This window comes from Xanthomonas campestris pv. campestris str. ATCC 33913, assembly GCF_000007145.1.
Classification (GTDB): Bacteria; Pseudomonadota; Gammaproteobacteria; order Xanthomonadales; family Xanthomonadaceae; genus Xanthomonas; species Xanthomonas campestris.
In genome coordinates, this window is sequence record NC_003902.1 from 609,759 (window position 1) to 622,566 (window position 12,808).

Consider the following 12,808-nt stretch of genomic DNA (forward strand, 5'->3'; position numbering starts at 1 on the left):
TCACGCCATCCCCGGCACGATGAGAAGTGCGAACGATGCACGTTCTGAAGACGACGAAGGATCACAGGCATCCAACAACGCACTTCTCATTCACGAGTTTGCACGTCGCAGTGGCGCGTGGTCATGGTGTCGCGTTTTCAGTATGAGGCGAGGTCGTTGCCAGATTCGAGCGGCGCGCCGAACGGTTCTACTCTTGCAAGCTGCGTTGACGAACATAATCCGGAACCGATCGCATATTGAAAAAAAAAGCCGATATTCCGGGGCGTGGACTGCCCCGGATCTTCGGTAATGCGCACCTGTCTTCTGCTGTGGCGACCGTTGCCGAGCACGGCTGTCCGACGATCTGGATTCGCCGATCCATTTACTCGACTTGTTCAACGGCAACGACGCTTTCGGCGAGGCGTCCATTCGCTGTTTGTTGCAACGGCTGTCGCGCAGGAGCCAGCCTTGCCATCACCCCGGCTGCGTCTTGCAGTCACGGCCATCCATGACCCTGCGATTCAAGCAAGACGCCGCAGCGCACGTGCGCCTCGGGGCGTTCGTCGATAACCCACCATCGCATGCCGGCACTGCCCTTGCCGACGGCAGGATCCGTCTCGCCATGACGGCGGGATGATCCGTGCCACCTCATCGGCCAGGACACGCCTGCCGGTTTTGCGCAGCTGCCTGGAACATCCAGATGAGATCAACCATATGAATCGCGAAAAAGTCTTGGCATTACGCACTTGCACGAACAACATGTCCGATCATTGCGGGCTGATCTGGCCACTGTCCGGCATCGTCGAATGTCGGCATTGGCAACCCAGCATCAAACAGGAAAACGGCTTGACCGGCTTGTTGTGGGGACAGGGCACCAATGCGCATCTGAACATGCATGCCGACGCGCATTGGGTCGTCTGCATGGTGGACACCGCCGACATCATCTGGCTGGGCGAAGAGGGAATGATCAAGTTCCCCAGGGCGGAGGTGGTCTACGCCGGCAACCGTGCAGGCGCGATGAGCTGCATCGCCGCCGGCATCGAGCAACATTCGCCACCCAAGCCCGAGCCGCCTGCAGACAGTGTGATTGCTGCGGAGTTCACTCCCAAGGCGGCGCATGCGCAATTCACGGCGCCCATCGTTGAAAGCGGTGCGCATTCCACCGCGCCACTGCCATCGCCGCCTAATGGCATCGGCCCACAAGCCGCGCAGCCGTCAAATGCGATCCTGCGTACCCGCGAAATCGCCACCTATGGCAGCACGCTCACTGGCGCCGATCAGAGTCAGCTGATCGCAGGCTATGGAAGTACCGAGACCGCGGGGAACGGCAGCGAGTTGATCGCCGGCTACGGCAGCACCGGCGTGGCCGGATCCGACAGCACCATCGTTGCCGGCTATGGCAGCTCTCAAACGGCCGGAGGCGGAAGCACGCTGACTGCCGGGTATGGCAGCACACAGACCGCCCGCAATGGCAGCGAGCTGACGGCCGGTTACGGCAGTACGGAAACCGCCGGTGCAGACAGCTCGCTGATCGCAGGCTACGGCAGCACGCAAACCTCCGGCGGCGACAGCTCGTTGACTGCCGGCTATGGCAGTACCCAAACCGCGCAGAACGGCAGCGACCTCACCGCCGGCTACGGCAGCACCAGCACGGCGGGCACCGATAGCTCGCTGATCGCCGGCTACGGCAGCACCCAGACCTCGGGCGGAGAGAGCTCGCTCACTGCCGGCTATGGCAGCACGCAGACGGCGCAGGACGGCAGCGACCTCACCGCCGGCTATGGCAGCACAGGCACCGCAGGTGCAGATAGCTCCCTGATTGCTGGTTATGGCAGTACGCAGACATCCGGCAACGACAGCTCGCTGACGGCGGGCTACGGCAGCACCCAAACCGCCCGTACCGGCAGCGACCTCACTGCGGGTTACGGCAGCACCTCCACCGCTGGTGCGGACAGCACGCTGATCGCCGGTTATGGCAGCACCCAGACTTCCGGCGGGGACAGTTCGCTCACCGCCGGCTACGGCAGCACCCAAACCGCGCGCAAGGGTAGCGACCTCACGACGGGGTACGGCAGCACCTCGACCGCCGGCGCGGACAGCACCTTGATCGCCGGCTACGGCAGCACGCAGACCTCGGGTAGCGAGAGTTCGCTCACGGCTGGCTATGGCAGTACGCAGACCGCACGCAAGGGCAGTGACCTCACCGCCGGCTACGGCAGCACCTCGACCGCCGGTGCGGACAGCACCTTGATCGCCGGCTACGGCAGCACGCAGACCTCCGGTGGCGAGAGTTCGCTCACCGCTGGCTATGGCAGTACGCAGACCGCACGCAAGGGCAGCGACCTAACCGCCGGTTACGGCAGTACCTCGACGGCTGGCGGTGACAGCACGCTGGTCGCGGGCTACGGCAGCACCCAGACCTCCGGCGGCGACAGTTCGCTGACCGCCGGCTACGGAAGCACGCAGACCGCACGTAGCGGCAGCGATCTGACCACCGGCTATGGCAGCACCTCGACGGCTGGTGGCGAGAGCACGCTGATTGCCGGTTATGGCAGCACGCAGACATCGGGCAATGCCAGTTCGCTCACTGCCGGCTACGGCAGCACGCAGACAGCACGCAGCGGCAGCGATCTGACCACCGGCTATGGCAGCACCTCCACTGCTGGCGCCGACAGCACCTTGATTGCCGGTTACGGAAGTACCCAGACCTCCGGCGGGGAAAGTTCGCTCACTGCAGGCTATGGCAGCACGCAGACCGCGCGCAAAGGCAGCGACCTGACCACCGGCTACGGCAGCACCTCCACCGCCGGTGCCGACAGCACCTTGATTGCCGGTTACGGCAGCACCCAGACCGCTGGTGGCGAGAGCTCGCTGACGGCGGGCTATGGCAGCACGCAGACCGCGCGTAAGGGCAGTGACCTCACCGCCGGTTACGGCAGCACCTCCACCGCAGGTTCGGACAGTTCGCTGATCGCCGGCTATGGCAGCACGCAGACGGCCGGCTTCAAAAGCATCCTGACCACCGGCTACGGCAGCACCCAGACCGCGCAAGAGGGCAGCCTGCTCACGGCCGGCTATGGCAGTTCCTCAACGGCCGGTTCGGACAGTTCGCTGATCGCCGGCTATGGCAGCACGCAGACGGCCGGCTTCAAAAGCATCCTCACCGCAGGCTATGGCAGCACCCAGACCGCGCAAGAGCGCAGCACCCTCACCACCGGTTACGGCAGTACATCGACGGCAGGGCATGACAGTACGCTGATCGCCGGTTATGGCAGCACGCAGACGGCCGGCTACAAGAGCATTCTCACCACCGGCTATGGCAGCACCCAGACCGCGCAGGAAAGCAGTTCGCTGATCGCCGGCTACGGCAGTTCCTCCATGGCCGGCCCGGACAGCTCGCTGATCGCCGGTTATGGCAGTACCCAGACTGCCGGTTACGACAGCTTCCTGACGGCCGGTTACGGCAGTACCCAGACCGCGCAGAGCAGCAGCTGGCTAATCACCGGCTACGGCAGTACGTCCACCGCCAGCTTCCAGAGTTCGTTGATTGCCGGCTATGGCAGCACGCAGACGGCCGGCTACGAAAGTACCTTGACCGCCGGCTACGGCAGCACCCAGACGGCGCAGGAAATCAGTTGGCTTACCACCGGCTATGGCAGCACGCAAACGGCCGGCCATGGAAGCATCCTGACCGCCGGTTACGGCAGCAATTCCACCGCAGGTTACGAAAGTACCCTGATCGCGGGCTACGGCAGCACCCAGACCGCAGGTTACGAAAGCACCCTGACCGCCGGTTACGGCAGCACGCTGACTGCGCTGGAAAACAGTTCGCTTACCGCCGGCTACGGCAGTACCGAAATCGCCGGGTTCTCCAGCACGCTAATCGCCGGCTATGGCAGCAGCCAGACCGCCGGTGGCGACAGCACCCTGACGGCAGGCTACGGCAGCACGCTGATGGCTCTGGACAACAGCACTCTGACGGCAGGCTACGGCAGCACCGAGACCGCAGGGCAGGACAGCTCGCTGATCGCAGGTTATGGCAGCAACTTGACCAGTGGCGTGCGCAGCTATCTGACGGCCGGCTATGGCAGCAACCAGATTGCAAGCTACGGAAGCTCGTTGATCGCCGGGCACGAAAGCACCCAGATCGCCGGCCATCGCAGCATGCTGATTGCGGGCAAGCTGAGTTCGCAGACGGCCGGTTCGCGCAGCACGCTGATCGCCGGCAGGGGCAGCATCCAGACTGCAGGCGATCGCAGCAAGTTGATCGCCGGCGCCGACAGCACCCAGATCGCCGGCGATCGCAGCAAGTTGTTGGCCGGCAGTAACAGCTTCCTCACCGCAGGGGACCGCAGCAAACTCACCGCAGGTGACGATTGCACGCTGATGGCAGGCGACCGCAGCAAGTTGACCGCCGGAAAGAACAGCATCCTGACCGCGGGCGCCAACAGCCGGTTGATCGGTAGCCTGGGCTCCACCCTCACCGGTGGCGAAGACTCGGTACTGATCTTCCGATGCTGGGACGGCAAGCGCTACACCAACATCATTGCCAAGACCGGAGAGGAGGGCGTGGAGGCCGACATCGCCTATCAGGTCGACGACGACAAGAACGTGGTCGAAAAATTCGACGATCCGTTCGACACCATCGTGCTTCGGCATGATGGCGGGCCCGCTTCTGCGGCCGATCACGCGCTGGTGGAGCAGGCGCCCAATTGAGCAGGAGCAGGAAAGAGCACCTCATCGATCCGCGCTTCGGATGATGGGCATCGGCCAGCTGCCACGCAGGCGGCAGCTGGACCGCGTGTATGCAAGGCATGTCATGCAGCCAGGTCAGGCGACGGTTGGGACGCGCTCGTCGCTGCGGCGCCCTGGCGCGCGGCATGCGGTGAGCGGGCGCGTTGTGCAGCTAGGCGGCCGTGTAACGCGATTGACCGGCACATGCGAGCGCCTTGCAGTCGATGGCGTCATTGCCGGCAAGTGCAGCGCGTACGCTGGTCCAGCAATCCAGCAACTAACGCTTGGCGTGACCGCTGCGACGCGAAGTCTTCTGCTGTTCCGGGCCATCCGCGCACCGGCCCGCGCAACAGTAGGTATCGGGAGGAATGCTCTTGCGATTCCCGATTCCCAAACCTACGTCAGCCCATACTCTTTGAGCTTCTTGCGCAGCGTAGCGCGGTGAATGCCCAGCATGGCCGCGGCGCGGCTCTGATTGCCTTCGCAATGGTTGAGCACTTCGACGAACAACGGGATTTCCATCTCGCGCAGCACGATTTCATACACGTCGTCGGCATCGCTGCCGTCGAGGTCGCGCAAATAGCGGCGCACGGACTGCGCGACGTGTTCGCGCAGCGGCGACTTCGGGGCGCCACGACTGCTGTCAGGACGAGAGGGGGCTGCGTTCAAAGGAGGTTCCCAGTGTCACGAAGCCGGGACGCGTGGCCGGCGAGGGGGAGTGAGTCTAGCGCGTGACCTCACCGCTCGCCACGCCCATGTGGGGTGGCGCTCAGGTCGCGTCCGCTCAACGGAAATCAAAACTGAAGGCGGCCGTGCTCGCGGCCGGTTCGCGGACGCGAAACGCCACCTGCACCGCTTGGCCGGGCGCCAGCGTGTCCTGCGCGGCGGGCGCCTGGCCCAGATAATCCTGCGGGCTGCACACCCGCGTGCCGATTACCCGGCCGTCGGCATCGGACAGCGACAGCTGCAGCCACGGCCAGGCCTGTGCCCAGCGTGCATCGTTGCGGAAGCTGGCCTGGATCTGCAGCACGCCCGGGTAGGCGGGCAGCGGGCGCACGTCGCGCGTCAGCAGGGTCAGCGTGGCCGGGTCGCGCCACGGCGGCAGCGCGCAGCGCGCAACGGCACAGGCCGCACTCACCAGCGGCCGCCAGCGCGCGTCGCCGGCCAGGCGCGCGCGGTCGGCGATCACGATCTGCAGGCCCAGCAGCAGTACCAGGCCGACCAGCACCGCCCATTGCCAGCCGCTGGCGCGCAGCCGCGGCCGGACCAGGCCGCGGCGGGCGAAGGCGGGTTCCAGCGTAGGGGCCGGAGTTGGGGAGGAGGATGGCGACGCTGGTGTGGATGTGGATGTGGATGCCGATGCCGATGCCGATGCCGATGTGGACGTGGGGGCGGGCGTGGTTGCGGTGTCGTCCGGATCTGCTTCCAGCTCGGCCTCGGTCGATGCACCTGCCTCTGCTTCCGGGGCCGCCTGGGGAGCAGCGGGGGCAGGCTGGCCGTCTTGATTGGCCGGGGGGGACGCCTGCGGCGTTTGCGTGACTGTGGCGCCTGGCGCGCTCGCAGCGGACTGCGCTGCAATTGCAGGTTGGTCGGGGGCGTTGGTTGCGTGTGCTGCTGCGGCCGGAGCTAACGGAGCTGTAGACGTTGCTACAACTGCCGGAGCGATCGCCGCCGCTGCAGTGGGCCGGTCGTCTGCACTGCGGCGCATGGCCGGGTCCGCAGTCTGTGCAGACGAATGCGCCGGCACCGGTGCGGGTGGCGTGGCAGGCAACGGCAGGGGCGACGCCGGCAGCGGCGCGTCTCGCCGTGTGGGTGCAATCAGGGTGTCAGGCGCACGTGCAGTGGCGTCTGGCGGAGCGGCCTCCGTGCTGCGTGGTGGCGCTGGCAACGGACGTACCGGCGCCGGAACGGGCGTGGCCAGCGGCGCTGCCACCGGCGCGGGCTCGGGGGCAGGCACTACGGTGTCGGCCGGCGCGGTCGAAGGCGCGGGCGGGGTCGGGACCAGCGGCGGGGCGGCCGGGGCCGCACGCAGGAACGTGGCAAGCGGGCGGCGCGGAGGCGGAGTCTCGGACATCGGCAGGCGTGCAGCGGGAAGACCGCTATTCAACCACGCGCGCGCCGCATGGCGAACCCGCTGCCGCTGTCAGTGACTGCGGCACCCACCTGGTGCATGCGGCGCCACGGCGCGGTGCCCCAGGGACGTGCCGCCATGCCGCAGGTGTCTTCAGACAGGCCGACGTTTTATCGCAAGCACTGTTTCCAGCGAACACTGCCTTGCGATGAAAGGGATTAGGCGGTGCCGCCGCGCCGCACAGGCTCAGGCGACTGCCCCGCGGAGCAACAAGGCCCCGCGTGTAGCTCAGCGCCGCCGGCGCGGCTTGCCTTCGGCCAGCAGCAGATCGAGCAGGCCGGTGCGCTGGCGCGGGGCCAATGCGTCGAAGCGCGACAGCAGCACGCGCTGCTGCTCATCCAGGTGGCGGTATTGGGCGGGTTCTTCGGCAATCGAGGACACCGGCGGGCCGAACACGCGCTCGCCGCGGCCGGTGGCCAGATATTCGAACGTCATGCCGCTGCGCTTGGCCAGGCCGATCAGGTTGTCCACCGACGGCGCGGTGCCTTCGGCCATCTCCCATTGCGCCACCGCGCTGCGGGTCACGCCCAGTTCGCCGGCCAGGGCTTCCTGGGTCAGCTTGGTCAAGCTGCGGGCCTCGCGTACACGCTCGTATAGCTTGCTCACACGGACACCGGTGGCGGGAACGGGCCGGGAGATATAGCGCCAGCGACACAATCGAATAGTTCGTATGACTTTCATATCGGCAGATGTTTGCGATACTGGCGTTCGCTGGGTGATCACGACATCACAGCGAACTCAAGGAGGAGCCGTCATGTGCAAACGTCTGTGGGGCTGGCGTGCGGCGCCGCGCCCAAAACCTGTGCCGCCGACACCCTGGCCGGCCTATTCGCCGCTGGATCCAGCCGTGGCGCGCTTTGCGGGTGCGGCCCGCTACCTGGTCTGGCGCCGCGACCAGGACTGGACCGCGGTGATCGACGGGCTGCACTGGGGGCCGGCGCTGGCGCCCCGGTGGTGGGCATGGCGACATCGCCATTGGCGGCTGCTGGCCGCCGGCATGGGAGTGCTGGGCAGTGCGGGCGGGCTGTGGCTCGCCAGTGCATCCGCCGGCGGCTGGTTGCTGGCGTGGGCGGCGCTGGGTCTGGTCGAGCTCGGTATGCGCGCGTCTGCGGTGCGGCAGGCCAGCCGCTGGCGGTGCGCGGCCCTGCAGCGTGCTGGCTGGCAGCCGGTGACCCAGCTGCGCGCCATCAGTGTCGAGGATGCCGTCACCACCGCGCGAATCCGCAGCGGTGAACTTCGGCCGGAGTGAGTCAGTGGCGGCGAACGCCGTCGATGCGTACCCATTCCGCGTCGTATTCGCAGTGCAGGTGCTCGAACCAGGGCGTGTAGCGCTGCACCAGGTCCTGCTCCTGGCCCTGCATGATGCCCGACAGCGCAATGCGCCCGCCGGGCGCCACGCGCGCGGCCAGGGTCTCGGCCAGCGCGTCCAGTGCGGTGGCCAGGATATTGGCCAGCACCACCGGGTAGGTCTGCACGGGTTCGTCCTGCGGCAGGTACACCTGCATTTGCGCTTCCATCGCATTGCGCTCGGCATTTTCGGCCGTGGCCAGCAACGCTTGCGGGTCGTAATCCACGCCCACCGCGTTGGCCGCACCGAGCTTGAGCGCGGCCAGGGCCAGGATGCCGGATCCGCAGCCGAAATCCAGCACGCTGCAGCCCTGCAACTGGCCCTCGCCGGCCAGCGCATCCAGCCAGCGCAGGCACAGCGCGGTGGTCTGGTGGGTGCCCGAGCCGAACGCCAGGCCCGGATCCAGCCGCACCACCGCCGCGTCGGGCGTGTTGGCCTCTTCGGGCAGGTCCTGATTCCACGGCACGATGAAGGTGCGCGCGCCAAAGCGCATCGGCTTGAACTGGTCGATCCAGGCCCGTTCCCAGGCGCTGTCTTCCACGCTGCGAAACGTCGCATGGCGCGTGTCCAGGCTCGGGTCGAAGGCTTCCAGCGCGGCCAGCAGCATCAGCGGGTCGCTGTCGCCGTCGAACAGCGCGGTGAGCTCTGTCTCCTCCCACAACCGCACCTCGCCCACGCCCGGCTCAAGGATGGCGCGCTCGTTGATGGTGCCGGCATGGGCATCGAGCATGGTCACGGCCAAGGCGCCCACATCTTCCAGCGCGTTCTCGAAACGGGGCTGGGTGGCGCGGGTGCAGGGCAGGGTCAATTCAAGGAACGGCATCGGGACGGTCGCGGCGGTAAAACGTGCATCGTAGACGATTCGCGCGCCACGCCCTGAGCGGCGCGTGGCAGCACGGCCCATCGCCTACGCTGGGAAACGCGTTGTCTGCGGCTGCACGTGTTTGTTGGAGGGAAGGAGAGCGGCAGCCTTTTGCGTGTGTGGCGTGCTTCGCACCGATCATGTGGATGGAACGAATCACCGAATCCCAAATCCCCAATCGCCGACTCCCGATTCCCGATTCCCGATTCCCGACTCCCGACTCCCGACTCCCGATTCCCGACTCCCGACTCCCGATTCCCGATTCCCGACTCCCGATTCCCAATTCCCAATTCCCAATTCCCAATTCCCGAATCCCGAATCCCGAATCCCGAATCCCGAATCCCACAAAAGCGCTAGCGCCCGCTTCAACGCCGACCCGCAGCAGCGCCGGTGATAGACTCCGCGCCGTCGCTGCGGGACGTTCCCGCGCCAGGCCTGTTGCCGTCCATGCCGCTCGTTCGTGCCCGCCATCTCTGGCTGTTGCTCGCTCCCGCCGCGCTTGCGGCGGCGTGGTGGCAGGCGCGTCCGCAAACAGCGGGCGTCGCGCCCGCGGCCGTCGTGGAGACCGCGGCTGCGCACGTCGCACCCACAGCCGGCCAGCCGCACGCGGTGCCCGAGCGCAGCGCTGCGTTGCAGCTGGCGCGCGGCACCGCAGGCGAGCCGCCGCAGGATCTCTACCGCTACGCGCAGCAACTGCAGCAACAAGTGCGCGCCGGTGATGCGCAGGCCGGTTGGCGCTTGAGCCGGGTCTACGACTACTGCGCCCCCTATGCGGTGAGCCCGGCTGGCTACGCGGCCGACAGCGCCTGGATCGCCAGCCAACCCGCGCCCGGCGTGGCCGCCATGCACGCCGCACGCGAACGCGTGGCGCAGCGCTGCGCCGGCTTTGCGCCCAGCGACGGGCTGAGCCCGCGCGTGGTGGCCCAGCAACGTCAGGCCGCTGCGCGTGCCGGCAGCCTCGCTGCCGAAGCGGCCATGCTTGCGTTGGGCGAACCCTTGCAGACCACGCCCGGCTACAAGCGCGCGCTGGTTCAGCGCGTGCTGGCCTCGCGCGACCCGGAAGCGTATCTGGCGCTGGCGCCGGCGATGGGCGCGCGCGCCAGTGGCGATGACAGCCTGGACGGCTATGTGGCGGGCGATCAGTTCGCCGAGCTGGCCTGGCAGGTCGCCGCCTGCAGGCTGGGTCTGGATTGCAGCGCGCAAAGCACGCTGGTCACCAGTTATTGCGCCAACGCGGGCATCTGCTCGCGCGATAGCGCACAGGATTTCGTGTCGTTCGTATTCGATGCCGCGGTGCCGCGGCAGGGAGCAGACAAGGTGGATGAGATGGTCGATACACTCGTAACGCGGTCGGAGACACAGTCATGAACTATCGTCGGTTGGCGCACGGCGCCAAGTTCTGGTTCTGGGTGGCGCTGTTCGTGGCGTATTCGGCCGCAGCGGTGGGCATCGTGATGATCGACACCGCCGATCACCGCTACCAGCCGCTGTCGGTCAAGCGCATCACTGTCGGTGCCGACGCGCAGCTGCGCCAGCACGGCGCCAGCCAGGTGGCCGCGGTGTATCGCGCCAGCAGCGGCATGCCGTTCGCCTCGCTGCCGGCCGGCGCCACGTTCCAGGTGGTGTGGCCGGATGGCTCCACCGAAACCATGACCGTGGTCGACCCATCCTCGCCCAGCGGCGCGGTGCCGGTACCCGGCAGCCAGCAACCGGCAGCAAAGCGCCGTTGAGTGCCGCGGATGTGCAGTGATGCGCGATTGCGCGTGCGAGCGGCCAATGGCCGCGCACGCGATGCGCTCCACACGTCGAAGCCGGTCACACAGTTTTGCGCGCAGGTGTAACGCGCAGATCGTTCGCCACGCAGCACTGATGCATGGCCGCGCACGCGATGCGCTCCACACGTCGAAGCCGGTCACACAGTTTTGCGCGCAGGTGTAACGCGCAGATCGTTCGCCACGCAGCACTGATGCATGGTCGCGCACGCGAAGCGCTCCATGCGATGAAGCCGGTCACGCAGTTCGGCGCGCAAGCATGACGCGCAGGTGGTTCGCCACGCAGTACTGACGCATGGCCACGCACGCGATGCGCTCCATGCGATGAAGCCGGTCACGCAGTTCGGCGCGCAGGCGTGACGCGTAGGTGGTTCGCCACGCAGTACTGACGCATGGCCACGCACGCGAAGCGCTCCATGCGATGAAGCCGGTCGCACGGTTCGGCGCATAGACGTGACGCGTAAGTCGTTCGCCAGATAACACGCTGGCGCAATGCCGCGGCCCTGTAGTTTGAACACTACGCTCCCAGCGCACACGTAGACACGAAAAAGGCGGGTTTACCCGCCTTTTTCTTGGCCAGCGCTACTGCGATCAGACCAGCGCGATCGACTTGTTCTTGCGTTCGGCCAGTCGCTTTTCCAGGTAGTGGATGTTCTGCCCACCGGCCTGGAAGCCCTTGTCGCGCATGATGCGCTGCTGCAGCGGGATGTTGGTCTTGATGCCGTCCACCACCATCTCGCTCAGCGCCACGCGCATGCGCGCGATCGCGGTCTCGCGGTCCGGGCCGTGCACGATCAGCTTGCCGATCATCGAGTCGTAGTTCGGCGGCACCTTGTAGCCGGCATAGATGTGCGTATCCACGCGCACGCCCGGGCCACCCGGCGGATGGAAGGCGGTGATCAGGCCCGGGTTGGGCATGAAGGTTTCCGGGTCTTCGGCGTTGATGCGGCACTCGATCGCATGCCCGCGCAGCACGATGTCGCTCTGCTTGATGCTCAGCTTGTGGCCGGCGGCGATGCGCAGCTGCTCGCACACCAGGTCGATGCCGGTGATGCGCTCGGTCACCGGGTGTTCCACCTGGATACGCGTGTTCATTTCGATGAAGTAGAACCGGCCGCCTTCGAACAGGAATTCGAAGGTGCCCGCGCCGCGGTAACCGATGCGGATGCACGCATCCACGCAGACCTTGCCGATCTCAGCGCGCAGTTCTTCGCTGATGCCCGGTGCCGGCGCTTCTTCCACCACTTTCTGGTGACGGCGCTGCATCGAGCAATCGCGCTCGCCCAGATGGATGGCGTTGCCCTGGCCATCGGCAAGCACCTGGATTTCCACATGGCGTGGGTTCTCCAGGAACTTCTCCATGTAGACCTGATCGTTGCTGAAAGCGGCCTTTGCTTCGGACTTGGTGGTTTCGATCGCCGCCTTCAGCGCGGCCTCCGAATGCACCACGCGCATGCCGCGTCCACCGCCGCCACCGGCGGCCTTGATGATCACCGGGTAGCCGATTTCGCGCGCGATCTTGGTGTTGGCCACGATGTCATCGCCCAGCGGGCCGCCCGAGCCGGGCACGCACGGTACGCCGGCGGCCTTCATCGCGCGGATCGCCTCGACCTTGTCGCCCATCAGGCGGATGGTGTCGGCCTTGGGGCCGATGAAGATGAAGCCGGATTCTTCCACCCGCTCGGCAAAATCGGCGTTTTCCGAGAGAAACCCGTAGCCGGGGTGGATGGCCTGCGCGTCGGTGACCTCGGCCGCGGCGATCAGCGCCGGGATGTTGAGGTAACTGTCGCTGGACGCGGCCGGGCCGATACACACCGACTCGTCGGCCATGGCCACGTGCTTGAGGTTACGGTCGACCGTGGAGTGCACCGCGACCGTGCGGATGCCGAGCGTGTGGCACGCGCGCAGGATGCGCAGCGCGATTTCACCTCGGTTGGCAATGACGACTTTATCGAGCATGGGAATAGGGAGTCGGGAATGGG

At 66.6% G+C, this 12,808-nt stretch carries 9 protein-coding genes; 4 read left to right on the plus strand and 5 right to left on the minus strand.

Translation table 11 applies throughout. The annotated features are described in order from the left end of the window. Positions 1 to 693 precede the first annotated feature (693 nt). The gene (locus tag XCC_RS02640; protein WP_011035756.1) at positions 694 to 4,695 is read left to right on the plus strand and encodes an ice nucleation protein; all 4,002 of its coding nucleotides are present in this window, start codon (positions 694 to 696) and stop codon (positions 4,693 to 4,695) included. Between the two features lie 414 nt (positions 4,696 to 5,109). On the opposite strand, the gene fis is transcribed toward XCC_RS02640, so the two are convergent. The 3 genes from fis to XCC_RS02655 form a co-directional block, all read right to left on the minus strand. After that, a complete protein-coding gene (gene fis, locus XCC_RS02645) occupies positions 5,110 to 5,382 on the minus strand; it encodes a DNA-binding transcriptional regulator Fis (RefSeq protein ID WP_011035757.1) in 273 nt (90 codons plus the stop codon). A 115-nt stretch (positions 5,383 to 5,497) separates the two neighbouring features. Continuing rightward, positions 5,498 to 6,787 carry a DUF3426 domain-containing protein gene (locus XCC_RS22730; RefSeq protein ID WP_011035758.1) on the minus strand — a complete coding sequence of 430 codons (1,290 nt, stop codon included), beginning with the start codon at positions 6,785 to 6,787 and terminating at the stop codon, positions 5,498 to 5,500. A 285-nt stretch (positions 6,788 to 7,072) separates the two neighbouring features. Next, positions 7,073 to 7,450, minus strand: a complete 378-nt coding sequence (locus XCC_RS02655) for a helix-turn-helix domain-containing protein (protein WP_011035759.1) — start codon at positions 7,448 to 7,450, stop codon at positions 7,073 to 7,075. Between the two features lie 148 nt (positions 7,451 to 7,598). Between XCC_RS02655 and XCC_RS02660 the strand changes: the two genes are divergently transcribed. Then, positions 7,599 to 8,093: a hypothetical protein gene (locus tag XCC_RS02660; RefSeq protein WP_012437220.1), complete on the plus strand. Its 495-nt coding sequence runs from the start codon at positions 7,599 to 7,601 to the stop codon at positions 8,091 to 8,093. Position 8,094: 1 nt separating this feature from the next. Here XCC_RS02660 and prmA read toward each other — a convergent pair whose 3' ends face one another. Further along, complete coding sequence (gene prmA / locus XCC_RS02665) at positions 8,095 to 9,015, minus strand: 50S ribosomal protein L11 methyltransferase (RefSeq protein ID WP_011035761.1); 921 nt, start codon at positions 9,013 to 9,015, stop codon at positions 8,095 to 8,097. Positions 9,016 to 9,501: 486 nt separating this feature from the next. Here prmA and XCC_RS02670 point away from each other — a divergent pair, with 486 nt between their 5' ends. Beyond that, positions 9,502 to 10,422, plus strand: coding sequence for a hypothetical protein (locus tag XCC_RS02670; RefSeq protein WP_011035762.1), 921 nt, complete (start codon positions 9,502 to 9,504; stop codon positions 10,420 to 10,422). Then, a complete protein-coding gene (locus tag XCC_RS02675; RefSeq protein ID WP_011035763.1) occupies positions 10,419 to 10,784 on the plus strand; it encodes a hypothetical protein in 366 nt (121 codons plus the stop codon). The genes XCC_RS02670 and XCC_RS02675 overlap by 4 nt, the downstream gene beginning before the upstream one ends. Before the next feature lie 633 nt (positions 10,785 to 11,417). On the opposite strand, the gene accC is transcribed toward XCC_RS02675, so the two are convergent. Further along, positions 11,418 to 12,785 (minus strand): acetyl-CoA carboxylase biotin carboxylase subunit, encoded by a 1,368-nt coding sequence (accC, locus tag XCC_RS02680; protein ID WP_011035764.1) that lies wholly within the window; start codon positions 12,783 to 12,785, stop codon positions 11,418 to 11,420. Between the last annotated feature and the right edge of the window lie 23 nt (positions 12,786 to 12,808).

What these genes read in the sequence shown, in the direction of transcription:
- XCC_RS02640 (WP_011035756.1), top strand. Translation starts at nt 694, where the DNA reads ATGAATCGCGAAAAAGTCTTGGCATTACGCACTTGCACGAACAACATG.
- XCC_RS22730 (WP_011035758.1), bottom strand. Translation starts at nt 6,787, where the DNA reads ATGTCCGAGACTCCGCCTCCGCGCCGCCCGCTTGCCACGTTCCTGCGT.
- XCC_RS02660 (WP_012437220.1), top strand. Translation starts at nt 7,599, where the DNA reads ATGTGCAAACGTCTGTGGGGCTGGCGTGCGGCGCCGCGCCCAAAACCT.
- prmA (WP_011035761.1), bottom strand. Translation starts at nt 9,015, where the DNA reads ATGCCGTTCCTTGAATTGACCCTGCCCTGCACCCGCGCCACCCAGCCC.
- XCC_RS02670 (WP_011035762.1), top strand. Translation starts at nt 9,502, where the DNA reads ATGCCGCTCGTTCGTGCCCGCCATCTCTGGCTGTTGCTCGCTCCCGCC.
- XCC_RS02675 (WP_011035763.1), top strand. Translation starts at nt 10,419, where the DNA reads ATGAACTATCGTCGGTTGGCGCACGGCGCCAAGTTCTGGTTCTGGGTG.
- accC (WP_011035764.1), bottom strand. Translation starts at nt 12,785, where the DNA reads ATGCTCGATAAAGTCGTCATTGCCAACCGAGGTGAAATCGCGCTGCGC.